General features: G+C 39.3%; 21 protein-coding genes and 1 riboswitch. Of the genes, 8 read left to right on the top strand and 13 right to left on the bottom strand.

The window, feature by feature from the left end; genetic code table 11:
• Positions 1 to 34: 34 nt before the first annotated feature.
• The 3 genes from GSF09_RS04210 to GSF09_RS04200 all read right to left on the bottom strand — a co-directional run bounded on the left by GSF09_RS04210 (position 35) and on the right by GSF09_RS04200 (position 3,430).
• Positions 35 to 505, bottom strand: coding sequence for an Lrp/AsnC family transcriptional regulator (locus GSF09_RS04210; protein WP_159799689.1), 471 nt, complete (start codon positions 503 to 505; stop codon positions 35 to 37).
• Between the two features lie 72 nt (positions 506 to 577).
• Positions 578 to 1,864, bottom strand: a complete 1,287-nt coding sequence (locus GSF09_RS04205; protein ID WP_159799688.1) for a voltage-gated chloride channel family protein — start codon at positions 1,862 to 1,864, stop codon at positions 578 to 580.
• Positions 1,865 to 1,902: 38 nt separating this feature from the next.
• Positions 1,903 to 1,964, bottom strand: a riboswitch (Fluoride riboswitch).
• 95 nt (positions 1,965 to 2,059) lie between these two features.
• Complete coding sequence (locus GSF09_RS04200) at positions 2,060 to 3,430, bottom strand: saccharopine dehydrogenase family protein (protein ID WP_159799687.1); 1,371 nt, start codon at positions 3,428 to 3,430, stop codon at positions 2,060 to 2,062.
• A 123-nt stretch (positions 3,431 to 3,553) separates the two neighbouring features.
• Here GSF09_RS04200 and GSF09_RS04195 point away from each other — a divergent pair, with 123 nt between their 5' ends.
• Together GSF09_RS04195 and pckA are read left to right on the top strand one after the other, a co-directional pair.
• Positions 3,554 to 3,940: a DUF423 domain-containing protein gene (locus tag GSF09_RS04195; RefSeq protein WP_159799686.1), complete on the top strand. Its 387-nt coding sequence runs from the start codon at positions 3,554 to 3,556 to the stop codon at positions 3,938 to 3,940.
• A 79-nt stretch (positions 3,941 to 4,019) separates the two neighbouring features.
• Positions 4,020 to 5,621 (top strand): phosphoenolpyruvate carboxykinase (ATP), encoded by a 1,602-nt coding sequence (gene pckA / locus GSF09_RS04190; protein WP_159799685.1) that lies wholly within the window; start codon positions 4,020 to 4,022, stop codon positions 5,619 to 5,621.
• Between the two features lie 124 nt (positions 5,622 to 5,745).
• On the opposite strand, the gene GSF09_RS04185 is transcribed toward pckA, so the two are convergent.
• Entirely contained in the window at positions 5,746 to 6,495 is a 750-nt protein-coding gene (locus tag GSF09_RS04185) for a uroporphyrinogen-III synthase (RefSeq protein WP_159799684.1), read from the bottom strand.
• Positions 6,496 to 6,513: 18 nt separating this feature from the next.
• Entirely contained in the window at positions 6,514 to 7,179 is a 666-nt protein-coding gene (locus GSF09_RS04180; protein ID WP_159799683.1) for a DUF4271 domain-containing protein, read from the bottom strand.
• Between the two features lie 105 nt (positions 7,180 to 7,284).
• On the opposite strand from GSF09_RS04180, the gene GSF09_RS04175 reads away from it, so the two are divergent.
• The 3 genes from GSF09_RS04175 to GSF09_RS04165 are packed head-to-tail and all read left to right on the top strand — an operon-like array spanning position 7,285 to position 9,798.
• The gene (locus GSF09_RS04175) at positions 7,285 to 8,007 is read left to right on the top strand and encodes a polyprenol monophosphomannose synthase (RefSeq protein ID WP_159799682.1); all 723 of its coding nucleotides are present in this window, start codon (positions 7,285 to 7,287) and stop codon (positions 8,005 to 8,007) included.
• A 7-nt stretch (positions 8,008 to 8,014) separates the two neighbouring features.
• Positions 8,015 to 9,352: a dihydroorotase gene (locus GSF09_RS04170; RefSeq protein ID WP_159799681.1), complete on the top strand. Its 1,338-nt coding sequence runs from the start codon at positions 8,015 to 8,017 to the stop codon at positions 9,350 to 9,352.
• Between the two features lie 2 nt (positions 9,353 to 9,354).
• Positions 9,355 to 9,798 carry a DUF4296 domain-containing protein gene (locus GSF09_RS04165; RefSeq protein ID WP_159799680.1) on the top strand — a complete coding sequence of 148 codons (444 nt, stop codon included), beginning with the start codon at positions 9,355 to 9,357 and terminating at the stop codon, positions 9,796 to 9,798.
• Here GSF09_RS04165 and GSF09_RS04160 read toward each other — a convergent pair.
• Positions 9,752 to 10,744, bottom strand: coding sequence for an NAD-dependent epimerase/dehydratase family protein (locus tag GSF09_RS04160; RefSeq protein ID WP_159799679.1), 993 nt, complete (start codon positions 10,742 to 10,744; stop codon positions 9,752 to 9,754). The genes GSF09_RS04165 and GSF09_RS04160 overlap by 47 nt on opposite strands.
• Before the next feature lie 93 nt (positions 10,745 to 10,837).
• Between GSF09_RS04160 and tyrS the strand changes: the two genes are divergently transcribed.
• A complete protein-coding gene (gene tyrS, locus GSF09_RS04155) occupies positions 10,838 to 12,139 on the top strand; it encodes a tyrosine--tRNA ligase (protein WP_159799678.1) in 1,302 nt (433 codons plus the stop codon).
• Between the two features lie 26 nt (positions 12,140 to 12,165).
• On the opposite strand, the gene GSF09_RS04150 is transcribed toward tyrS, so the two are convergent.
• The 6 genes from GSF09_RS04150 to GSF09_RS04125 form a co-directional block, all read right to left on the bottom strand.
• The gene (locus tag GSF09_RS04150; protein WP_159799677.1) at positions 12,166 to 13,146 is read right to left on the bottom strand and encodes an acyl transferase; all 981 of its coding nucleotides are present in this window, start codon (positions 13,144 to 13,146) and stop codon (positions 12,166 to 12,168) included.
• 79 nt (positions 13,147 to 13,225) lie between these two features.
• Complete coding sequence (locus GSF09_RS04145) at positions 13,226 to 14,170, bottom strand: T9SS type A sorting domain-containing protein (protein WP_159799676.1); 945 nt, start codon at positions 14,168 to 14,170, stop codon at positions 13,226 to 13,228.
• 141 nt (positions 14,171 to 14,311) lie between these two features.
• Positions 14,312 to 16,048 carry a T9SS type A sorting domain-containing protein gene (locus GSF09_RS04140; RefSeq protein WP_159799675.1) on the bottom strand — a complete coding sequence of 579 codons (1,737 nt, stop codon included), beginning with the start codon at positions 16,046 to 16,048 and terminating at the stop codon, positions 14,312 to 14,314.
• Positions 16,049 to 16,154: 106 nt separating this feature from the next.
• Positions 16,155 to 16,493, bottom strand: coding sequence for a T9SS type A sorting domain-containing protein (locus tag GSF09_RS04135; RefSeq protein ID WP_159799674.1), 339 nt, complete (start codon positions 16,491 to 16,493; stop codon positions 16,155 to 16,157).
• 102 nt (positions 16,494 to 16,595) lie between these two features.
• Positions 16,596 to 17,738 carry a hypothetical protein gene (locus GSF09_RS04130; protein ID WP_159799673.1) on the bottom strand — a complete coding sequence of 381 codons (1,143 nt, stop codon included), beginning with the start codon at positions 17,736 to 17,738 and terminating at the stop codon, positions 16,596 to 16,598.
• 140 nt (positions 17,739 to 17,878) lie between these two features.
• Positions 17,879 to 20,680: a TonB-dependent receptor gene (locus GSF09_RS04125; protein WP_159799672.1), complete on the bottom strand. Its 2,802-nt coding sequence runs from the start codon at positions 20,678 to 20,680 to the stop codon at positions 17,879 to 17,881.
• Between the two features lie 184 nt (positions 20,681 to 20,864).
• On the opposite strand from GSF09_RS04125, the gene GSF09_RS04120 reads away from it, so the two are divergent.
• Positions 20,865 to 21,548 carry a response regulator transcription factor gene (locus tag GSF09_RS04120; protein ID WP_159799671.1) on the top strand — a complete coding sequence of 228 codons (684 nt, stop codon included), beginning with the start codon at positions 20,865 to 20,867 and terminating at the stop codon, positions 21,546 to 21,548.
• Complete coding sequence (locus GSF09_RS04115; protein ID WP_159799670.1) at positions 21,548 to 22,591, top strand: cell wall metabolism sensor histidine kinase WalK; 1,044 nt, start codon at positions 21,548 to 21,550, stop codon at positions 22,589 to 22,591. Before GSF09_RS04120 ends, GSF09_RS04115 begins: the two co-directional genes overlap by 1 nt.
• Here the strand turns inward: GSF09_RS04115 and GSF09_RS04110 are convergent.
• A complete protein-coding gene (locus GSF09_RS04110) occupies positions 22,565 to 23,629 on the bottom strand; it encodes a glycosyltransferase (RefSeq protein ID WP_159799669.1) in 1,065 nt (354 codons plus the stop codon). The genes GSF09_RS04115 and GSF09_RS04110 overlap by 27 nt on opposite strands.
• Positions 23,630 to 23,669 lie beyond the last annotated feature (40 nt).

Genomic DNA, 23,669 nt, shown 5'->3' with positions numbered 1-23,669 from the left:
CAGTTATGAGAAAAGCCGCTTTGTGCGGCTTTTTTCATAATTGTATCTGTCTTTCTATCTGCTGTTGCAGGGAAATAAAGGTTTCTGTGCGCGATACGCCTTTAATAGGCTGTATTTTGGTATTCAGCAACTGCATAAGGTGTTCATTATCGCGGCATATAATCTTTATTAGGATAGACCAGTTTCCGGTTGTGTAATGGCATTCCAGCACTTCGGGTATTTTGCGCAGTTCTTTTACAGCCTCGCTGTTGCTGGAAGCTTTTTCAAGGTATATGCCCACAAATGCCATTGTGCTGTAGCCTAAAACTTTAGTGTTTACAATGAATTTTGAGCCTGAAATAACGTTAGCCTGTTCCAGTTTGCGCAGCCTTTGGTGTATGGCTGCACCTGATATGCCTATTTTTGATGCAATTTGTAAAATTGGCTTTCGGGCATCTTCCATAAGGTTGCGCAGTATTTCCTTATCAATACCGTCTATTTCTATTTGCAGCTGGTTAACTTTCATGCTAACATATTTATTGTAAAAATAACAAAAAGATGTATTTTTAAAGTTATCTCAGCGTTATGGATTTAAATTTTATAACTGGCTTAATGATTTTCCTTTAATCCTGCCATATAAAAGATGTTTCGGGCTGCCAATAACCTGGGAAGAATAAATACCTGTATGCCCGGAAAACAGATAGGCCACCACACAGGCACTACCTATATATACGCCGCTTTGCATACCGAATAATTCAATACCCATCAAGGTACACGCTATGGGTGTGTTTGTGGCACCCGAAAATACAGCAACAAAGCCCATGCCTGCCAGTAGTGCGATTGGCAGGGGCACGAAAAGAAAAAGCGCATTACCCAGTGTCGCTCCTATAAAGAACAACGGGGTTACTTCTCCGCCCTTAAAGCCTGCACCCAGTGTAAAGGTGGTTAACAGCAGTTTTATAAGGAAATCGGCAGGAGGCAGCTGCTGGCTGAAAGATTCTGTAATTGTAGGTATGCCAAGCCCTATATATTTTGTAGTGCCCATTAAGCCTATTACTATAGCCAGGCATACTCCACCAATAACAGGCCTTAATGGAGGATAACTTATTTTTTGGGAAAATGCCTTTGTAAAAAAATGTACGGTTTTGGAAAAAAAAAGGGCGGCAAGCCCGAAAAGTATGCCGGCAAAAATCGTCCACAATACATTTTCGGTTGTAATGCCGGGAACGGTTGTAATGGCATAATGGGTGTGTGCCCCTCCGCAAAGCCTGCATATATAATCTGAAAAAACGGCAGCCATAAGGCCCGGTAATAAAGCTTCATAACGCATACGGCCCAATACCAATACTTCAAGCGCAAAAATAGTCCCGGCAAGCGGTGTGCCGAATACGGCTGCAAACCCACCGCTTATACCCATTATAATTATAATTTTCCTATCACGGTTTTTAAGCCTGAACAATTTGGTAAACTGGTCGGCAATGGCACCTCCCATTTGTACAGCAGTGCCCTCCCTGCCCGCCGAGCCGCCTACTAAATGTGTAATCAGTGTACCGGCCAGTACCAACGGGGCCATGCGGAGCGGGATAATTTTTTTGGGGCTGTGCAATTCCTCCAAAAGCTGGTTGTTGCCTTTTACAACATTACTGCCCAGATAGTGATACAGCAATCCTATCACCAATCCGCCTAAAGGTAATAACGCAATTATCCATAAGTGGTTTTCGCGCCAGTTAGTTACCCAATTCAGGGAAATTAGGAAAAAAGCGGTAACCGGCCCTATAAAGCAGCTAACCAAAAGGGCGAGTAAAAGCCATTTCAGTAAATAATATAAATAAATTACCTGTGGGATTTTATTTAATGAACCAGGGGTAAAAGCTGAATTTTTCATAGTGCCTGTATATAATAAATTAAGCCGGCAAGTGCCAGGGTTATACAGACGTCATCAGCTTAAAAAGCGGTTCGTGGCAGACATCATTGCCAATGCTAAGGCAAATATAACCAAACTTTATTTATGTTGCGTTACTATAAATAAAAAACCTTCCCATTAAGGGAAGGCTATAAGCAAGTTGGGTTAGTTAAGTGGTTAACTTGCTACACTGTTAGGGTTATAACCCATATAAGAAGTTTCCCTTTCATTGAATACAATACCAAACTGTTCCAATTCATTTAAAATAGGCTGGTAAACCTCTTTATAAATTGGCAGTTGCACTCCTTTTAATGTTATGTTGCCATTTAATATCTGCAAGGCGGCAATAGCTACGGGCAGCCCTACCGTTTTTGCCATAGCAGTATAAGTCTGGTCTTCCCCTATGCACACCATTGTTGAATCTATCTGTTTTCTTTCGCCATTCAGTTCGTAGCCAAATTTATGGTACATAACTATCATATCCTTGTCTTCAGGGCTTAGCGTCCATTTGTCAGAAAGTATCTTTTCAAGTATTTGTGCCGGTGTTGCATTCCTTAGCCCTACTTTTTTAACTGGGTTAAAAAGGTCGAGTTCCTGCAGTTTGTCCCATTGTATATCATCCTGGTCAAGCTTAAGTATGTGCCTTAGTTTTAATTCAACAGAGTCGGTAGGGTGGTAGGGAAGGAATGAATTGGTAAAGTCCCTGTAGCTCATGTTTTCAGAATTTTCCATTATATAGGTATCATCTGTCATACCAAGCTGTATAAACATGTTCCATGCCCTTGAAAAACCTACCCTCCTTAAAGTTCCGCGGTACAGGGTAAGCGCATCATCAAGCCCGTAAACGCTTTTATATTTTAAGGAGTCGCGGTTGGCATAGCCTTCAAACCTGCCGTAGCCTTCAACTTCCATAAACTCAGTCCTGCGAAACAACTTATTATAAGGGATGTATTTATAATTGCCTTCCTGTATAAATTTGGCAGCACCGCCCTGCCCCGCCAAAACAACGTTGCGTGGGTTCCATGTAAACTTATAGTTCCATAGGTTGTTGTCGCACTCGGGGGCAACAAGCCCGCCGCAAAAAGATTCAAAAAGCAATATTTTACCGCCTTTATCCCTTATCTCATCAATAACCTTCATTGCACTCATGTGGTCTATACCGGGATCCAGGCCAATTTCATTCATAAAGATTAGTCCGTTCTCCTTTACCTGCGCATCAAGCTCCTGCATGGCAGGGCTTATGTATGATGCAGTTACCATATTTTTTTTGAGCACGATACAGTCTTTTGCCACTTCGTAATGTAGGTGTGCAGGCAGCATTGATATAACAATATCGGCCTTGCTGATTTCCGCTTTACGCTGCGCTTCGTTAAAAATATCAAAAGCAATTGCAGTAGCCCTTGTATGGCCTTTGGTTTTCTTTTGCGCAAGTTCGGCAGATAGGTCGGCTATAGTTATGTGTAAGTTTTCTGATTCGGTTTTGTTAAGCAGATATTCTATTAATGACGTGGCAGAACGGCCTGCGCCAATAATTAATATATTCCTCATGAATTTTGTTTGTGTTATTGACAATTATAACACGAAAGTAACGATTTGTGATATTTATAAAAATTTTTAAATCATAAAATTGTGTATTCTTAGTAACTTTACATTTTAAAACATTTACTTATAATGGATAGGAAGATACTTGCCACAGGGGCATTTATAGGAGCGATAGCAATAATTTTAGGGGCATTTGGCGCACATGGCTTAAAAAAGTTAATTGATGCCGATGCCGTTGCCACTTTTGAGACAGGAGTGAAATACCAAATGTACACAGCATTGTTTTTGCTTGCTGTTGGTATTATACCACAAATATCTAAAAAAGTAAAAAACAGTATTTTTATATTAAGTGTAACGGGAGTGCTGTTTTTTTCAGGGTCTATTTATTTCCTGGCCTGCAACACCTTGTTTTCATTCGATTTTAAAAAGATAGGCTTTATTACCCCTGTTGGAGGATTGTTATTAATTTTAGGCTGGGCAGTACTTTTTTTAAATTTAATTAAAAGAAAAGGATAAAAAATTTTCAATTCAATATAATTTAAAAAATTTATTTTTACATTTGCCCTTTAAACAATGCAACTTAATAATAAAATTTATGGAGAATTACGGGCTTTTTACGAAAACGATTTCGTTGGAGAAGTTAGGAATAAAAGATGCTAATGTGAAGTATCAGTTACCACCGGGTGAACTTCATGAAATAACAATTGCAAAAGGACAGGGGGTTGAAAGCTCTACAGGTGCGCTTGCAATAAATACAGGTGAGTTTACAGGCAGGTCTCCGCAGGACCGTTTTATTGTAAAGGATGCCATAACGGAGAATGAAGTTTGGTGGGGCAATGTAAACATACCTTTTGACAGTGATAAATTTGATGCACTTTATAATAAAGTAACCGAATACCTTTCTGGTAAAGAAGTATATGTTAGGGACAGTTATGTATGTGCCGACCCCAATTACAGGCTTAATGTAAGGGTGGTTACAGAATATTCCTGGTCTAACCTGTTTTGCTACAATATGTTCCTGCGTCCTGAAGACTCTGAACTGGAAGATTTTGAAGCAGAATGGCATGTGGTGTGCGCACCGGGCTTTAAAGCCGACCCGGCTGTTGACGGTACCCGCCAGCACAATTTTGCAATACTTAACTTCAATAAAAAAATTGCCCTTATAGGCGGTACAGGTTATACAGGCGAAATGAAAAAAGGTATTTTTTCTGCGCTTAACTTTATACTTCCGGTTAATAAAAATACATTACCCATGCACTGTAGTGCTAACGTGGGTGAAAAAGGCGATACTGCTATTTTCTTCGGTTTGTCCGGTACAGGAAAAACCACGCTTTCTGCCGACCCGCAGCGTAAACTGATTGGTGATGATGAGCATGGCTGGACAAATGAAAATACTGTGTTTAACTTTGAAGGCGGCTGCTATGCAAAAGTTATAAACCTTACCGAGGAAAATGAGCCGGATATTTTCAGGGCTATTAAAAGAGGGGCACTGCTTGAAAATGTTATTTTTAAACAGGGTACCAATGAGGTTGATTATGAAGATATCTCTATAACACAAAATACAAGGGTTAGCTATCCTATTTATCATATTGATAATATACAGCCGGGCTCTATAGGCGAAAATCCTAAAAATATTTTCTTCCTTACAGCCGATGCTTTTGGAGTATTGCCTCCTATATCTAAATTAACGCCGGGGCAGGCTGCCTACCACTTTATTTCCGGCTATACAGCCAAAGTAGCAGGTACTGAGGCAGGTGTTAATGAACCGCAGCCTAATTTTTCTGCCTGCTTTGGTGCGCCATTTATGCCATTGCACCCAACAAGGTATGCAGAAATGCTAAGCAAAAAAATGAAAGAAGCCGGCGTAAATGTATGGCTTATAAATACCGGGTGGACCGGTGGGCCTTACGGCACAGGAAGCAGGATGAAATTAAAATATACCAGGGCTATGATTACTGCAGCCCTTAACGGTGAGCTTGATAATGTGGGTTATGAAACACACAAGGTTTTTGGTATAGCCAAGCCGCAAAGCTGCCCTAACGTGCCAAGTGAAGTATTAAACCCGAGAAACACCTGGGAAGATAAAGAAGCATATGATGCAAAAGCAAAAGAACTTGCTGATGCATTCAGGAAAAATTTTGCCAAGTTTGAAGAGTTTGCCAATGAGGAAATCATGGCAGGCGGACCTCTGGCATAAGTGTGATTTTAGAATAGATGCGAAGAACCATCCGGAAACGGGTGGTTTTTTGTTTTTCAAGAACATTGTAATAAATATAAAAGCCACTCATAGAGTGGCTTTTGTATATTTTAATTTGAGGTAATTATTTTGCCTTATTGGCTTCTATAATATATTTTTCCAGTGCCATGGTCATAGAAGGTGTATCAGGCGTAGGAGCCATAATATCAATCCTTAGCCCGTGGTCTAATGCTTCTTTTTGTGTTGTGCTTCCAAATACGGCAATGCGTGTATTGTTTTGTTGAAACTCAGGAAAGTTTTTAAATAATGATTTTATACCTGTGGGGCTAAAAAACGCCAGCACATCATAATAAACATCTTTCAGGTCACTTAGGTCGCTCATTACGGTTTTGTAAAAAATACCCGGTGTCCAGTTTACCTTAAGGTTGTTAAGCGTTTGCGGTACATCGTCGTTCAGTTGGTCTGAAGCCGGAAGCAGGAATTTTTCATCCTTGTATTTTTTTATAAGTGGGGAAAGGTCTGCAAAATCTTTTTGGCCCACATATATTTTACGCTTGCGGTACACTACATATTTTTGCAGGTAAAAAGCAACAGCCTCACTCTGGCAAAAGTACTTCATGGTTTCGGGTACTTTATAGCGCATCTCATCTGCAACACGAAAAAAGTGGTCTATAGAGTTTTTGCTGGTAAGTATAATGGCAGTAAAATTATTAAGGTCAATTTTTTGCTGCCTTACGTCTTTAGCACTCACACCCTCAACATGAATAAATGGCCTGAAATCAACCTTTACTTTTAATTTTTGCTGGATTTCGAAATATGGTGAATTTTCTACTTTAGGCTCCGGTTGCGAAACCAAAATTGTTTTCACTTTCATAGTTGTTATATATCGTTACTAAACGTTTGTAAACCAATAATACATGAAATAATAGGGTGCTATTTCAAGAGCGCAAAGATACAAAATAAAATAGAATAATTTGCCTAGTATCGCATTTTGATAATTACGCAGCGAAACCAGGTAAGAAATAACGGCTGCCAGCAAAATAATCCCCGTGATGGAATATAGTACAACAGCAGGCAGTTTATCATTATAATACAGTATAACATTTACAGGCAAAAGCAATAACCCAATATAAGTACGGTAATTAACTTTGTGCAGGTTGTACTGCTCATTAAACTCCTCAATATTAAATGATGTTGCAATTATTTTTTCTATTAGGTATTTGGCAAGGATAAATACCCCGATAAGTGTGCTTATCTGTATAAAAGTTATCCAGTTGGTTTTTTCTGCCATGCCGACACTGGCCAGCAATAATTGTATGAGAAAGGCAAACGAAACAATCTGGATAAAAAAGAAAGATATGGTAAACCAACTGAAAATGTTGCCGCCGTCCTTGTAAATTTTAGTATATTTATCTGAAAAGGCCAGTTTTATAAATTCTGAAAAACGCGACCCAAAGGCCGACCTGTTTACAGCTATAATGATAAAGCAAAAAACAAACAGTAGGGTTGCCCAGTCTTTACCGCCTGCTATCCTTTCATGTAAAACAAGGTCTGTCATGGCGCAAAATTACTTATTTTTTATAATGGATTATTTTATTATACTTTAATTATGATAAGCACGTTAGAAATACATTATTTTTGCACCTAAATTCCATGTGGTAAAATGAGCGATGGCATTGTTATAATTCCAACTTATAACGAAATTGAAAATATTGAAAATATTATAAGGTCGGTTTTTTCTTTAACCACTCCTTTTGATGTGCTGGTGGTTGATGATAATTCGCCCGATGGAACGGCACAGGCAGTGCAGGCCTTGCAGGGGGAGTTTACAGGAAGGCTCCATTTGGAAATAAGAAATGAAAAGGCAGGGCTGGGGACTGCTTATGTGCATGGTTTTAAATGGGCCATCAATAATAAATATGAATATATTTTTGAGATGGATGCCGATTTTTCGCACAACCCTGAAGATCTGGAAAAACTATACCAGGCTTGTGTAAACGGTGCAGATGTAGCTATAGGTTCCCGTTATGTTACAGGTGTTAATGTGGTAAACTGGCCCTTAAGCAGGGTATTGCTTTCCTATTACGCCTCTGCTTATGTACGCCTGATAACAGGAATGAAAATAAATGATGCCACAGCGGGTTTTATTTGCTATAAGCGTAAAGTGCTGGAAAGCATAAACCTTAATACCATAAAATTTGTGGGCTATGCTTTTCAGATAGAAATGAAATACAGGGCATATTCCAATGGGTTTGTTATTGTGGAAGTGCCGATTATTTTTACCGACCGCACAAAAGGGCAGTCAAAAATGAGCAATGCCATAATAAAAGAAGCTATAACCGGTGTTATATCGTTACGCATAAAGAAATTTTTAAACAGATTATAAGGGGCTAATGAACAGGATTTTAATAAAGAATGCAAAAATTGTTAATGAGGGTTCGGTTTTTGAGGGAGACCTTTTAATTGAAGACAAGATAATAAAGGAAATTGCAGAAAGCATTAGCGCAAAGCCGGATGTAAATATTATTGATGCGGAAGGCAATTACCTGATACCCGGTGCTATTGATGACCAGGTGCATTTCCGTGAGCCGGGATTAACGCATAAGGGTGATATAGAAACAGAATCGCGTGCCGCAGTAGCGGGAGGTATTACCTCTTTTATAGAGCAGCCAAATACGCTGCCCAATGCGGTAACGCAGCAACTGTTGGAAGAAAAATACCAAAGGGCTTCCCAGGTGTCTTATGCCAATTATTCCTTCATGATGGGGGGCACTAATGATAACCTTGCAGAAGTACTTAAAACAAATCCTAAAAATGTTGCCGGTATTAAATTGTTCTTAGGCTCATCAACAGGTAACATGCTTGTGGATAATGAACAGGTGCTGGAAAAGATATTCAGCAGCACGCCTATGCTCATTGCTGTACACTGTGAAGATGAGGCTACAATAAAACAGAACCTTGAAGAATATATGGCAAAGTATGGTGATGATATTCCTGTAAAATTCCATCCGCTTATACGTAGTGCCGAGGCTTGTTACCTATCATCGTCAAAAGCAATAGAGCTTGCTAAAAAAACGGGTGCAAGGCTGCATGTTTTCCACGTTTCCACAGCTAAGGAAACAGAGCTTTTTACCAATAAAATACCACTTGAGGAAAAAAAGATAACGGCAGAGGTATGCATCCACCACCTGTGGTTTACAGATGCCGATTATGAAAAGAAAGGAAACTTGATAAAATGGAACCCTGCTGTAAAAACTGCTGCAGACAGGGACGCTTTATGGAAGGCACTGCTGGATGACAGGATTGATGTAATTGCTACAGACCATGCACCGCACACACTGGAAGAAAAGAAAAACCCATATACCAGCGCCCCTTCAGGCGGCCCTTTGGTACAGCATGCGGTAGTGGCCATGTTTGAAGCTTTTCACCAAAAGAAAATATCAGTGGAAAAAATCGTGGAAAAAATGGCGCATAACCCGGCAAAACTCTTCAAGATTGAAAAGCGGGGCTTTATCCGCGAAGGGTATTATGCCGATATTGTTATTGTAAATCCCGGTTTGCCATGGAATGTTAAAAAAGAGAATATTTTATATAAATGCGGTTGGTCGCCTTTTGAGGGTACAAACTTTAAATCGAGAATTACACATACCTTTGTGAACGGGCAGCTTGTTTATAATAACTTTAAAGTGAAAGATTTGCGCTGCGGAGAACGTTTATTATTTGACAGATAAGTATGAAAAAGATAATACCTGTACTATTGTGTATTGTGTGCTTTACTGCTGCATGCAGGCACACTATAGCAGAAAAACCGGATGACCTGATTGAGCAGGAGGAAATGGTTGATATACTTTATGATATAGCAGTGCTGCAGGCATTTAAATCCTATAATCCTAAAATACTGGATGATAATAATATAAACAGCGAAACCTATATTTATAAAAAGTATGGCATAGACAGCCTTACCTTTGCTGATAACCACAAATATTATGCGGCTGACCTGGCCAATTATGAGAAGATACAGAAAGAAGTATCGGAAAGGCTTAAAAACAGGAAAACCGAACTGGACTCGCTGATTAAAAAAGAAGAACCTAAAAAGCCTGAAATTAAAGCCAGGCCGCTTAATGATTCGCTTATAAAAGCGAAGCAAGCTGCTTCAGGTAATCAGCCACAGGGATAAATTTATAATCCAGTTGCTTTACAATCTTGCTGTTATCAAAAATTTCAGTTTTGTGTGAGGACTTAGCCATAGGGCGCGTTAAAAACCTTGGCTTAAATAATAGTTTGGATAAAAACCAGTCCAGCCGCCACCCAACCGAGGTTATTAACCTGTTGGCGTAAATCTGGGGCCTTTTTTTACACATCCCATCAGCAATACTATTAAATAATTCCCTGTAAGTTATATTTTCGGCTATAAGTGTAAACCTTTCACCTGTAACCGGGCTCTGCATAAGTTTTATCATTATGTTTACCACATCCTCAACAGCTATAACACCACAAGTACCCAGGGTGTAAAATTGCTGCCCTTTTTTAACCGCACTAAAAATTTTACCGCTGCTTTGCTGCCAAAACCCATAACCGAAAACCAGCCCTGGATTTACAATAACTACATCAAGCCCTTCCTGCCATGCACGCCAGGCTTCCATTTCGGCCCCATGCTTGCTAAGGGCATAGTCGCTATGGTTTATTTCAGGGTTCCATTCGGTTTCCTCAGTAATTACGGTTTCACCTTCCCGGGCATCCCCCAAGGCAGCTATTGAGCTTACATGACAAAATTTTTTAACACCGAAATCAAGGGCGCAGTTAACCATGTTGGCAGTGCCTTCAATATTTATTTTACGCAGTTTTCCCTCATCTTTTGGATCATAGGAAACAAAAGCGGCGCAGTGGTAAACATATTCAATACCTTTAAAAGCCTCTTCTAATGATGGTATATCGGTAACATCGCCTTTAACCCATTCAATTGTATCAAAAAGCTCAGGCTGGCCATAATGCATAAATACATTGCGTGCTTTAGCAATGCCTTCCTTACTCCTGTAAAGTGAACGGATACGGCTTCCCTGCCCTGCAAGGTGCATAAGCAGGTGTGCGCCTAACAGCCCTGTTCCGCCTGTAACTAGTATCATATATGCAAATGTAATTTTTAAACCGCATTTATTCATAATTGTTCCCTATTTTTCGAGCGTGTTTGTATTTTTGCACCATTAATAAATATCAGGATGAAAAATTTTGTAGAAGAACTTAAATGGAGGGGTATGGTGCACGACATTATGCCGGGAACAGAAGGACAACTAAGTAAAGGGATGACTACTGCCTATATTGGCTTTGACCCTACTTCTGACTCCCTGCACATTGGCAGCCTTGTGCCCATTATAATTTTGGTTCACCTGCATAAATGCGGACATAAGCCCATAGCCCTTGTTGGGGGCGCAACAGGTATGATTGGTGACCCTTCCGGTAAGTCCGATGAAAGGAATTTGCTTGATGAGGCAGCACTGAAAAAAAATGTTGCGGGAATAAAAAAACTGCTGTCCCGCTTCCTTGATTTTGAATCCACAGCCGATAATGCGCCGGTACTGGTAAATAACTATGACTGGATGAAGGAATTCAGTTTTATAGGCTTTGTACGTGATGTTGGCAAGCGTATAACCGTTAACTATATGATGGCAAAGGATTCTGTAAAGAAACGTATTTCAGGTGAAGCCGGAAATGGCATGTCATTTACAGAGTTTACTTACCAGCTTATACAGGGGTATGATTTTTACCATCTGCACAAAGAGTATAACTGTATGTTACAGCTTGGCGGAAGCGACCAGTGGGGTAATATAACTACAGGGACAGAGCTTATACGCAGGATGAATGATGAAGGTGAAAAAGAAGCCTTTGCCATGACCTGCCCGCTTATAACTAAGGCAGACGGTTCTAAATTCGGAAAATCTGAAGGAGGAAATGTATGGCTGACGGCTGATAAAACATCTGTATACAAGTTTTACCAGTTTTGGGTAAACACAGCCGATGCTGATGCCGAAAGATATATTAAAATATTTACGTTCCTGCCAAAAGAAGAAATAGATACATTGATAGAAGAACATAGGCAGGCGCCGCACCTTAGGCTGCTACAAAAGAAGTTGGCTGAAGAAGTAACAGTTTTTGTACACAGCCGCGAGGATTTTGAAAATGCAGTAAAAGCTTCAGGGATATTATTTGGTAACTCAAGTTCTGCCGACCTTAAACAGCTTGATGAAGCAACTTTTCTTGATGTTTTTGAAGGTGTGCCGCAGGCAGGGGTTAGCTTGGGCGCTATTGAGGCCGGAGTAAATATAGTGGATGCGCTTGTGGCAGAGTCCGGCTTCCTGCCGTCGAATGGTGAGGCAAGAAGGGCTTTAAAAGAAAACTCAATAGCTGTAAACAGGGAAAAGGTAACGGAAGATTATACTGTAACCACAAGTGATTTAATAAACAACAGGTTTATATTATTGCAAAGGGGTAAAAAGAATTACTTTGTAATAAAGGTAAAATAATAAAGGAGGCGAAAGCCTCTTTTTTATTACATAACCATAAGGTTGCAGCCGCGAATATCGGAATTATCAAAACGGCCCAGTACTTCAAATGACTGATTACTGTGTTTTTTACCTAGATCCTGCGTGGCAATAAAGGAACAGGAATTATAATTGGCAAGGTCTATCACGTTTATGCCGCCTGTTTTACCATAGTCAACCAAGGTTAAGGCATCTTCGGTGTCACGTATAAGTATGTCCATCCATGGCGGGCATTCAAATATGCCATCACCTAAGGAGTAAGCCTGGGATAAAAGCTCGGTCATTCCATATTCAGAATGAATTTTACTGACATTAAAGCCTTTGCATAAAACATTATGTAATTCTTCTCGTATCATTTCACGGCGGCGGCCTTTCATTCCGCCGGTTTCCATAACTATTGTATTGCGTAGTGAAAAATCCTGCTTTTCAATTAAATCGAGCAGGGCATAGGTAACGCCTATCAATAATACGTTTTGTCCTGAATTGTCAAGGCTGAGTAACTTTTTAATTAACTCATCGTAATTATGGAGGTAAAACCCGCTGTCAGGATTGTTGGAGCCTTCAATTAAATCCTGTACCATGTATATAAGCGAAGATCCTTCACGTTCAAGATAGGAGGGTAAAAGTGCCAAAACCGCATAATCTTCTATATTACCGTAAAACTGAGAAAATGCAAGGCGGAAACTTTGTTCATAATAACTCACGTCAGTTACCAGGTGCCTGCTGGTGGCCATACCTGTTGTACCACTACTTGTAAAAACCTGCTGGACAGGTTCCTGCGAACTGGTTATATCATGCGATTTAAAGAATTGTATTGGCAGGAAAGGAATTTCCCTAACCGATTTTACATTCAGCTTGTCTTTACCAAGTAACGAGCAAAAATAGCGATACACCTCATTGTTATCATATTGATGCCTGAAAACCTTTAGGGTAATTTTTTCAAACTCTTTTTTAGATGATATGGTAAATATGTCAGTTGCTGAAACCAAAACTTTATTTTCGCAAAAATACAAAATAAAACCACTGCCAATAAGCAGTGGTTTTATAAACAAATAATAAAAACCTGGTTTATTTAACTATTAGCTTTCTTGTAGCAGTTTTACCTGCTTCTGTAATTTTTACAATGTAAACGCCTGCTGTAAGTGCAGCCACATTAAGTGTTTCGTTGTTTGTTTTCCCCCTCAACACTTGTTTGCCCAAAACATCATAAACACTAACAGTTTTTTCCATTCCTGTGTCTGAGGATATATATAATGTTTTTCCCGATAGCGGGTTTGGGTACATTTTTAAACCTGCAATAGTATCAAAATCTTTAGCAGATGCAGTAGTGTTATATGTACCGATATTAACAGCAGCCTTAAATGCGGCACAATCAAGATTGTCCAAAGCATCATTGCCGCTGTATGTAAATGTAGAGTTCACGAAATTACCGCCGTTTGCAGGCGTGCCATTTATCCTTTTGGCATAACCGTCGGCAAAGGCCCACGCAAAATTATAGCTGTTGGATGAAGCCACGTCATTAGGATTGCCAAACTGGTCTATAACGCCTATCAGGGTCGCATTTTGCCCTGTGCCCTGATATTGCGCTATGCGCACAGCATCATTACCATTAAAATTAGGGCCATAGGAAGAAAATATGATGTTATCGGTATTAAGATTAGGATACATTTCCAGGAAAATATCAACCTGTGTAGGAGTAGGCTGACCCTGTATATAGGGTACGTTAACTATATAAACAAACTCATCTGTATATGTGCCGCTTAAAAAAACGTAATTATTACTCCAGGTGCCATTGTCGGCAGTACCGTTAGGGTCAAGTTCAAGCCGGTAGCCAAAAAGGTTTACTGTACCCGAAACATACAATTCCACAAACCTCGGATGTATATTTTGCCCTGATGTTGAATTACATCCTGCCATATATAATGTACCATCAGCAACCGTAGTAATAACAACACTTTGCCCGTAAGAAAGTGCTACAATTAATAATAGAAATGAAGTGTAAAGTTTTTTCATGTGTTTTATTTTATTATAGGCCAAAATTAAAAAACACTGTGATGGAGATAGCTTTATTTAAGTTGTTAAATTGTTAGCATTCTGTTATTTAAACAAAAAGCCCCGCATTAAGCGGGGCTTTTTATATTCATGTAAGCTTTATTATTTTATCACAAGTTTCCTTGTAGCAGTTTTACCTTCTTCGGTAATTTTTACAATATAAACACCCGCAGTAAGTCCGGCAACATTTATAGCAGTTTCAGCAGTGTTGGCTGATAAAACTTCTTTACCTAAAATGTTGTAAATAGCTACTGACTTAGTCGCGTTAGCATCAGTTACTATATTAAGGATATTGCCTGATAATGGGTTAGGGTACATTGTAAGGCCGCTGATGCTGTTGAATGATTTGGTTCCAAGAACATCAAGGCTTGTCATTATTTTTAGCTCATCAATAGTTATTGTAGGAGTGTCAGATGCACCATCCTGACGTAGCAGGAATCCTGCAAAATCAGTAATAGGTGTAGTAACAGTTTCTGTAAGTGTAGCAGGGGTTGAAGCGTTAAATGTAGCAAGTGCAGGGTTTATCCATGCGTTAAGTACATTGCTGTTAAAATCATATCCCATTACTACAAGAACCTCATCGTTAACGTTGTAAGCAGAAGTTGTATAGTTGGTTGTAGAGCCACCGGTAGCTAAGCCTAACTGATACTGCTCACCCGCTTTTTTAATGAATATCCTTGCCCTGTATGCTGCAGGGTTGGCTACACCTTCTGTATCTCCGCCAAGCAGGGTTGCAAATACGGTTTCTGTACCATCAGCAGTTACATTGCTCATGTCTGTTACACTCATAAGGAAAGCTACATATAAAGTTCCTGATGTTGTAGAGGTAAACGGAGTATAAGCTTCAGCTCCTGAACCGGATAACGAAACTGAGTTTCCTGTTGAATTTATACCTGTATAGTTTAAATTACCAGCTATTACAACAATATCATCACCTGAATTTGCCATGGCCCATGTTTGCTCATCAGTAAGAGCGTTTCCTACTGTATAATTAAAACTTTCCATAAAAGGTAATGTATTAACAGGCTTACAGCTTGGTGCTATTACCGGCCTTTCCAGGTTACATGTACCGCCCACAACAGTAACGGTAATATCAGTACCTTCAGTTATACCGGTTACAGTTATATTACCTTCTGCCATGTTTGAAGGGTTATCTCCGGAAATAGTACCGGAAGTAGTTGTAATGTTATAAGTCTCTGTACCACCTCCTGTGAAAGGAATAGATACAGTATAAGTATCTAGGTTCAGAGTTTCTTCGTCACAGGCTGTTACATTAGCACCTAAATTTAAAAGACAGGAAGCAGATACCACTGTAATTGCGATATCGTCAACCCTGTACTGGATAGTACTTGCCTGCCTGAAACGGATTCTAAGGTTTGTTGCAGAAGGTATTCCGCTGGTTATGGTTACCAGTTCCCACCCTGTACCGTTAGTCCTTGAATACGATAGAGGGGTAAAATCTGTACCATCAGTACTAACTTCAACAATTAAATTAACATCAGGCGTAGCTGAATTAGTACCTTGATGCTGCCCAAAGGATAATTGTAAATCAGCAGTACTATAATTTGAAGTATTAAGACCTTCTATAAGTAAATCTTTGCCAATAGTACTTGTAAAAAATATGTTTCTGTCACCGGAAGCACCAGTGTAACCTGAAGATATTAGAGTTGCCCTTGTATCAGCAGTACCAGAGTAAATAATGGGCGAAGTATTTTGCCACTGGTTATTAGCAATAGATTGGGTGCCACTTCCTGTTCCAACGTTTTCAGAATAAATTATCTGTCCGAATGAAACAATCGTTCCCAGTAATAATAAGGAAAGAGTGTAAAGTTTTTTCATGTCGCTTGTTTTTAAATTCAAGGACAAAGATAACTACTATAAAGTAAAATTCACAGGATGATGTAATAAAATTAAGACATTTTTAGCATGGCTAAAAACAAAGTAACTACTTAACTATCAGTTTTCTGGTAGCGGTTGCGTCGCCCTCTTTTATTTTAATTATATATACCCCTGGCGTAAGTGCAGAAATATTAAGCTCCTTAGAGCTTATTGTGGCCTGCAGGATTTTCTTTCCAAGCACGTCAAATATTTCAACTTCCTTGTTTTGGGTTGATTTTGATGTAATATAAATCCGCCCTGTGCTAACAGGATTGGGATATATATTTAAGCCTTCAATAGACTCCTGCTTTGCAGCAGACGCACCTTTACTTTCCTGTGCCTGAGCGTTAAAGGAAAGCATTAAAGTGAAAATAAATATAATATAATAAAAGTAGTGTTTTTTCATATTCCTGATTGATGTGGTAAATATAAAAAATAATATTCAAATATTATACCAAAAAATAACCCCTCTGTAAAGAGGGGTTTATGCTTATTTTTAAGGACTTAATTAGTCAACTAAACCTCTTGTCCATCCTTGAGTCCATGCTGGGGCAGCAGCACCATTGCCTGCGCCAGTAGCAGTACCTGTAGTGAAGAACTCAGCAGTACCTGTGTAATCTGTATTGTTAGTTACACCGTTAAACTGAACATTAGTAAATTTAATTTTACCGCTTGTAATATTTTGGTTAGAAACCGGGTCACTATCAACAGATCCTACATGGATACCAGTTGCGAAACCTGAAATATAAATGTTATCAACATTCCAGTTTCCACCGCCTTCTTTTACAAAAAGTCCACCTTCTGTACCAGGGCCTATTACAGTAATGTTTTTAAGCGTAGCAGTTGTAGTTGGAGTAGCAGCACCATTTTCACCGTTGTTAGAACCTTCAATACCGGCTTTAGCACCACCTGATATATACCAGTACTCACCTGTGCCAGACCATCCGTCAGCAAAGTCGATTGAGTCGTCACCGCTGTTTGTAGCAACTAAATATTTTCCGTTTACTGAACCGCCGAAAAATTCAATACCGTCATCACCACCTTCGTAAGATTGTACATATTCTACTTTAGTGCCAGAACCTACACCGAAAAGAGAAAGGCCGTTAAATTCTTTTGAAGAGTTAAAAGTAGCTCCTGTATATTCTATCCTTAAATAACGGATAACACCAGAGTTATCGTTGTTTTTAGTACCACCATAAGTAAGGTCAGAAACCTCAGCAGTAGCCGTCTGTCCGTTAGAACCGCCTTTGTTTGTATTTGCCCTACCGCAAATTACCAGTCCGCCCCAGTCACCTTGAGCAGGAGTTGCTTTAGATGATGTCATGATAACAGGGTTATTAGCCTCACCTTCTATAAATATCTGTCCGTCCTGTGCAACAGCAATATAAGCACTTGTTCCTCCTGTAGCTTTAATTACTGTTCCTGCAGGAATGCGAAGCTCAGCATCAGCCTTAACAACAAAAGGCCCGGTTAGCATATAAGTTTGAGCAGGGTCAAGTTCAGCCCTTTGTCCTGCTTCAAGAGAACCTGTAAAGTTAGCAGGATTAATTACTACTACTTCGTCCCTGTCTTTTGAGTTGTCATCATCGCCGCTGCATGATGTAATGCTTAAAGCTGCTAAAGCAACCATAGATAAAAGCAATTTTTTCATCTGTTGTGTTTTTTAAAGTTTATAGTTAAATTTTATTGCGCAAAACTAAAGGAGTGTTATTAATTGTCATTTAAGCGCGTGTTAAGCGTTTATTAAACATAACACCTGCATGTTAAGCGGGTGTTATGCAGGGCTTGTATTTAAAAATGATAAGTAACAGAGAGCTTGGCAAACATCCCTTTACGGTAGGATAAAAGGTTAACCTCGCTTTCATCTACAGTAGACAGGTCTTTATCAAGTACCTGAACCCTTTCCACTTTAGGGTCTAATATATTCCTTAGGGAAAGGCCTACACTAAGGTTTTTGCTGATATCCGATTTAAATATAAAATCAAGCGTGCCCACAGCTTTATCCACTATATCGCCGGTGTTGTTGGTTCCTATGGCAAACAGCCTGTCAGAATAGTAGTTATAGGCAAGCGTAGCCATTAAATTCTTTTCTTTTTTAAACTCATAAAAATAGCTTACGTCTGCATTAACCAGCCAGTCTGAAGCACCTGTAAGGCTTCCTTTATCATTCGTGAAAAATATAGTATAATCGGTTTCATTAACCACTTTTTCAGAGCTGAAATCCTGTGTGGTTTTCATATAGGTTGCATTGGCACCAAATGAAAGTGCATTGTTAAGCATGCTGTCTTCACCGTGCTTAAAATTGAAAATATCTTTTCTCATTTCAACTTCGCCTCCTATTGCGGTAGCCCTGTCGCCTGTGTTTACATAAGAAACGTCATTAGTGGCCGATGCAATTGTTACTTCATTTATAGGATCCTGTATATATTTTCCAAATACGGTAGCCGATATAATTTCGTTGCTGTCAGGAAAATATTCCCACTTTAAGTCAAAGTTATAATTGGTAGAAGGGTATAAAAACTCATTACCTACATAAATCTGCAATACTTCTTCATATTGGAATGGTGCCCTTTCCTTAAACTGTGGCAGTGTATAGGTTTTACTCGCGGCAAACTTTAAATTTTGCTTATCGTTAATCTCGTATTTAGCCGAAAGGCTTGGTAAAAATTTTGTCTGGTTAAATTTTTCTTCACCGCCAAGAGGGTCTACTGCGGTTGACCATTCAATGTTCTGTACTATATTTTCAACCCTTGCACCTGCAATTATTGTAAGTTGCGGGATAAAACTATATTCTACCGAAACTAATCCGGCATGTATCGTCTGGTCTCCTTCATAAGTCTGCGGGCGAAGTGCGTTTGGCGAGCCGAGTCCGCCCCTGAAAGTTGCGATACTAAAAAGGCCTGCATCTAAATTGGCCTGGTTAAAATAGGCATCAATATCATTACGCTCTACAACAGGCTGCGGTAATGTTGGGCTTAATACAAAATTGTACTGTGTAGCTTCAAAATCAACAGTTTTATAACGTCCGCTGTATCCTGCTGATATTTTTCCTTTATACAAATCATCAGTACCCTTGTCAAACTTATAGTTGGCAAAAATATTGGCAGCTGCCTCATTTTCATTTAAGTCCTGGAAATAGCGGTGGTTGTCAGAGTTCGCAAGGTCAGAAACGGTTTTAACAGTAAGGTCGCCGTTATTATCTACAGGCATCAGGGTATTCTGCATCCTGTCAGGAATAACATTATTAACAATGTTGTATGATACTCCCCAGTCAAGGTCAAGCTGGTCAGTAAACCTGCTGTTGCCAAGTAACTGGTTTATGTAAAGCGCAGTCCTGTCAAAAGTAGAACGCCTTATAAAGCCTCCACCATTTGGCGAGTTGTCATAAATATCAATAATGCCGTCATATTCTTCCATTCTCTGGCTGGTGGAATTTATAAACACAGAGTTGAACTTTACACTATGGTTCATGTTGATTTTGTAATTAACATTACCCATTAATGTAGTATTGGTAGCATAGGTATAAAATCTTGAATATAAATCTTTCCTTGCAATACCCTGTGCGGTTACATTACTGCGGCCCACACCCTCGCGGTAGCCATACTCACTGTCAAAAGACCCTACGGTAAAAAAGTTTAACCTTCCTTCTTCACCCACGTCATAAGAGTCGCCACCTTTTAATGATATGCTGCTGTTTACAGGTACTTGTGTTTCCCTGTTCCAGTTGGTTGTAAAGTTGTAACCTGATAATGGGTTGTTGGGCTGCTTCTGGTTGCTGAAACCAGTAAATGAAGGGCCATCCTGCAGGTAAAATTTATCCTGGTTTACGGCATTTGTATTAACCCCTGTACCTATACTAATATCAAAAAAGCCATCGCCTTTATATACTTTACTGGCAATATCAATATTGGCACCGGCAAAGTCTCCATAATTTTTAGGTGTATATGTTTTATCTATACCTATGTATTCTACTATGTCGGCAGAAAATATATCAAGCTGGATGTTTTTCCTTGAAGGGTTGTTAGATGGTAACGGAAGCCCGTTCATTGTTGAAAGGTTGTACCTGTCGCCAAGCCCCCTTACATAAACGCTCCCTGAACCTTCCTGTTTGGAAATACCGGTTGTTTTACTAACGGCAGTAGCAACATCGCTAACCCCTTTTCGTGCCATTTCCTGCGCACCTATATTTTGTTTTATTTCAACGGCATTTTTTTGGTCAAGTAATAGTGCCGATTCTTTTTCCCGGCTTACGGTTTTTTCTATAACAACATCTTCAAGAAGCACGCTTGTAGAGGCAAGCGCCTGGTTTATGGTTTTAGTTTCACCATCTTTTATAGTAATGGGCACTTCTACAGATTCATATCCTAAAAATCCAAAAACAAGTATATGGCTCCCTGCAGGTATTTTAAGGGAATAGCTGCCGTTTTCGTCGGTATTTGTGCCTATGGGAGAGCCTTTAATTGTTACACTGGCAAAAGGCAGGGTTTGATTATTCATGTCTTTGTCGGTAACGGTACCTTTAACAGTTCCATTGCCTTGCGAAAAACCTAATGCAGTGAAAAGCAGTGTGATAAATAAGAATTTAAGTTTCATTGTGTGTCGTTTAATTTAGGTGCAAAGAAACCCATAGATAAAAAATGAAATGTTATGTAATGGTTACGCTTGGATTTAGTATTTATTATTAAATTGTTAACAGATTAAATTATGGTTAACAGCATTTATTCATTTTGTATTATCTTTACCTTTACAACCCGAAAACAAACGCTAAAGTCTGATTATGAAGAAAAAGGACATTAAGATCTTGTTGGTTGATGATGAACAGGATATCCTTGAAATTGTGGGCTATAACCTGTCTCAGGAAGGTTACCAGGTTATAACCGCAGGTAATGGTAAAGATGCTATTGCCAAAGCAAAAAAAGAGCTTCCGCATCTTATAATTATGGATGTTATGATGCCCGAAATGGATGGTATGGAAGCATGCGAAAGCATAAGGAAGATTCCTGAGCTTAGTAATGTTATCATAACATTCCTTACAGCCAGGAGCGAAGATTATTCGCAGGTTGCAGGTTTTGATGCCGGTGCCGACGATTATATAGCAAAGCCTATAAAGCCTAAATTGCTTATAAGCAAAGTAAAGGCACTGCTTAGAAGGCTTAAGGAAGACGAAAGCACAGGCGATGTTTTAAAGGTAGGCAATATTGAGATTAACAGGGAGGAATATAAAATTGTTGTAGATGACAAGGAAATTATACTCCCAAGAAAAGAATTTGAACTGTTTTACCTTTTGGCTTCCAAGCCGGGCAAAGTATTTAAAAGGGAAGAAATACTTGATAAGGTTTGGGGTAATGAAGTAGTTGTGGGTGGCAGGACAATAGATGTGCATATAAGGAAGTTGCGCGAAAAAATTGGCGATGACCTTTTTAAAACAATTAAGGGAGTGGGCTATAAGCTCGAAATTTAGTGGCGGTTAACTTTAAGAAAACATACAAGTTTGCTGTAAAATCAGCATTATATATTACTTTATTTTCTACTGCATTGCTGGCGGGGCTGCTTTATATGTTTACTGTTTTAAACTGGAGCCTTGTTATTACTTTTTCAATAGCGCTTTTTATTTTTTCGTTTTTTGTACTGCAGTACAGGGTTGAGCATTTTATTTACCGCAGGGTAAAAAAAATATATGACGATGTTTCCCTGCTGGAGTCAAGCAGTTTCAGGAACAAGCCTATTACTACAGATATGGCTACCCTTACACGGGAGGTGGAAAAATTTGCCCGGGATAAAAAAATTGAAATTGAAACGCTAAAGGTGCGTGAGGAATACCGCCGGGAATTTTTAGGCAATGTATCTCACGAGCTTAAAACACCTCTTTTCACTGTGCAGGGTTACCTGCTTACCCTGCTGGACGGGGCAATGAGTGATAAGCAATTGCGTAAAAAATATTTGCAAAGGGCAGAAAAAGGTGTTGAACGGCTTATATATATCGTTCAGGACCTTGACATGATAACAAAATTAGAAGTAGGCGACCTTAACCTTAACTACACCAAGTTTGATATTGTTGAAGTAGTACAAAGCGTTTTTGACCTGCTTGAAATGAAGGCAGACAAGAAAAACATTATCCTCATGTTTGACATGAAATATACAAAGCCGGTAATGGTATATGCCGACAGGGATAAAATTCAGCAGGTAGTTACCAACCTTGTGGTAAACTCCATAAAATACGGTAAAGAGGACGGTACAACCGAAGTTAGTATTGAAGACCTTGTCAATAACAAGATTATTGTTCGGGTTAAGGATAACGGCGAGGGTATTGACCAGAAACATATACCGCGCCTTTTTGAGCGTTTTTACCGTGTAGATAAAAGCGGTGCCCGTTCAGAGGGCGGTTCAGGGCTGGGCCTTTCTATTGTAAAACATATTATTGAAGGGCACGATGAAAAAATTTATGTTGATAGCAAGCCGGGAGAAGGTTCTGAATTTTCATTTACGCTTGAAAAGACAAAATAAATCTTTCCAGGCTACACCTCCGCCAATATTTTTAAGCCCTTTATATAAGTCAGCTTTTTCCAGATCATCAATACTGAATGCATTTTGTTTGGAATAAGGCACAAGCCCCAATTTTTTTAGTTTTTGTGCAAGGTATTCCTGCTCATATTGTCCCGGTGTAGGGATAAAGTAGGCTTTTTTGCCAAGCTGTGCCAAATCCATAATGGTTGTATAGCCTGAGCGGCATAAAACCATTTCACTTTCATTAAAAGCCTGTTCAAGCCCTGCCGTATTCATAAAATTATAAAAGGTTATATTGCCTTTCACTTCTGTTTTTGGTTCTGGCTCTACCACCCCTTTAACAAACAGTACGCTGCCTTTAAAATAAGGAAGTTGCTGCATGAGTTTTTCTTCCAGCAGGGTGCGTTGTGGTTCGGGGCCTGAAAGTATAACCATTAAGTCATATTTTTTAGGGAGCACCTTTTTATGCAACCTGCTTAATGGGCCAATGTATTTAATTTTAAGGGCAGCCTCATGCTCAATATGTCCCAGCTTTCCGCTAAGGTTAGGGGTTGTTTTAGTGTCGGGCACCCAGCATTCATTATATTTTTTTATAAACAGGCGGTGTATTTTAGAGGTAAACCAGGTGGTGCTTCCCGTTAAAACATTTAGCTGGTGGGTAATAAAAACAGAGGGTATTTTTTTAGAATATACCCCAAGCCTGTTATCTGAAATAATGCCGTTTATAGAGTATTCATCAACCAGTTGCTGCACCAGCCTGTTTTCCCTTTTTACCGCCTTTATCATGTTAGGTATCTGCATTATCATCTTTAATTTAAAAAATGCACCGTTCTTTGCATATTCAATCTGGTAAGAAGGCAGTTCTATGGCAGTAAGCTTTGGAAATTCTTTTTTCAAAAGGGCGAGCGCAACACCGTCAGAGGCTATAACGGGTTCAAATCCGTGGTTTTCCAAAGCCTCAATAATAGGAATACAACGTGTAGCATGGCCCAGGCCCCAGTTTAGCGGGGCAACCAGTATTTTTAATTTGGTAGTCAAGGCGATTAATTTTTTACGGCTTTATAAATTAGCGCAATCT

This window comes from Flavobacterium sp. MK4S-17, from assembly GCF_009848495.1.
Classification (GTDB): domain Bacteria; phylum Bacteroidota; class Bacteroidia; order Flavobacteriales; family Flavobacteriaceae; genus Flavobacterium.
The sequence above is the reverse complement of the archived record's forward strand: the minus strand, read 5'-3'. Positions and strand labels throughout refer to the sequence as shown.

Excerpts from the sequence above, each read along its gene's own strand:
- GSF09_RS04210 (WP_159799689.1), bottom strand. The coding sequence starts at position 505 with ATGAAAGTTAACCAGCTGCAAATAGAAATAGACGGTATTGATAAGGAA.
- GSF09_RS04205 (WP_159799688.1), bottom strand. The coding sequence starts at position 1,864 with ATGAAAAATTCAGCTTTTACCCCTGGTTCATTAAATAAAATCCCACAG.
- GSF09_RS04200 (WP_159799687.1), bottom strand. The coding sequence starts at position 3,430 with ATGAGGAATATATTAATTATTGGCGCAGGCCGTTCTGCCACGTCATTA.
- GSF09_RS04195 (WP_159799686.1), top strand. The coding sequence starts at position 3,554 with ATGGATAGGAAGATACTTGCCACAGGGGCATTTATAGGAGCGATAGCA.
- pckA (WP_159799685.1), top strand. The coding sequence starts at position 4,020 with ATGGAGAATTACGGGCTTTTTACGAAAACGATTTCGTTGGAGAAGTTA.
- GSF09_RS04185 (WP_159799684.1), bottom strand. The coding sequence starts at position 6,495 with ATGAAAGTGAAAACAATTTTGGTTTCGCAACCGGAGCCTAAAGTAGAA.
- GSF09_RS04180 (WP_159799683.1), bottom strand. The coding sequence starts at position 7,179 with ATGACAGACCTTGTTTTACATGAAAGGATAGCAGGCGGTAAAGACTGG.
- GSF09_RS04175 (WP_159799682.1), top strand. The coding sequence starts at position 7,285 with ATGAGCGATGGCATTGTTATAATTCCAACTTATAACGAAATTGAAAAT.
- GSF09_RS04170 (WP_159799681.1), top strand. The coding sequence starts at position 8,015 with ATGAACAGGATTTTAATAAAGAATGCAAAAATTGTTAATGAGGGTTCG.
- GSF09_RS04165 (WP_159799680.1), top strand. The coding sequence starts at position 9,355 with ATGAAAAAGATAATACCTGTACTATTGTGTATTGTGTGCTTTACTGCT.
- GSF09_RS04160 (WP_159799679.1), bottom strand. The coding sequence starts at position 10,744 with ATGATACTAGTTACAGGCGGAACAGGGCTGTTAGGCGCACACCTGCTT.
- tyrS (WP_159799678.1), top strand. The coding sequence starts at position 10,838 with ATGAAAAATTTTGTAGAAGAACTTAAATGGAGGGGTATGGTGCACGAC.
- GSF09_RS04145 (WP_159799676.1), bottom strand. The coding sequence starts at position 14,170 with ATGAAAAAACTTTACACTTCATTTCTATTATTAATTGTAGCACTTTCT.
- GSF09_RS04140 (WP_159799675.1), bottom strand. The coding sequence starts at position 16,048 with ATGAAAAAACTTTACACTCTTTCCTTATTATTACTGGGAACGATTGTT.
- GSF09_RS04135 (WP_159799674.1), bottom strand. The coding sequence starts at position 16,493 with ATGAAAAAACACTACTTTTATTATATTATATTTATTTTCACTTTAATG.
- GSF09_RS04130 (WP_159799673.1), bottom strand. The coding sequence starts at position 17,738 with ATGAAAAAATTGCTTTTATCTATGGTTGCTTTAGCAGCTTTAAGCATT.
- GSF09_RS04125 (WP_159799672.1), bottom strand. The coding sequence starts at position 20,680 with ATGAAACTTAAATTCTTATTTATCACACTGCTTTTCACTGCATTAGGT.
- GSF09_RS04120 (WP_159799671.1), top strand. The coding sequence starts at position 20,865 with ATGAAGAAAAAGGACATTAAGATCTTGTTGGTTGATGATGAACAGGAT.